Annotated in this window: 1 pseudogene; it reads right to left on the bottom strand. The window is 67.2% G+C overall.

The features are described 5' to 3' along the window. Positions 1 to 238, bottom strand: a pseudogene (locus AAEZ08_RS23445) (short-chain fatty acid transporter); the annotation flags it as partial.

Raw genomic sequence — 238 nt, 5'->3', positions numbered from 1 at the left:
GGGTCCAGGCGCGGTGACGTAAGCGATGACCAGCGACACCACAATCAACGCCAGCAACAGCACGCCCGATTGCCAGAGAAAGATGGTCTCGGTGAAGGGAATCATCCCGCTGATCGACAGAATCGACGGCGGCAGGCTGGCCGGGTTGGCCTGCAACTGCGCTGCCGACGACGACAGCCCCAGGGCCCATACCGCGCCGAGGCCCAGGTACGCGGCGGCACCGGCGGCGCGGTAGTCC

Origin of the sequence: Pseudomonas sp. E45-MNA-CIBAN-0222, assembly GCF_040310405.1 — a bacterium.
GTDB classification, from domain to species: domain Bacteria; phylum Pseudomonadota; class Gammaproteobacteria; order Pseudomonadales; family Pseudomonadaceae; genus Stutzerimonas; species Stutzerimonas stutzeri_AC.
Note: the sequence above shows the minus strand (reverse complement) of the source record. Positions and strands in the feature narration are given on the sequence as shown.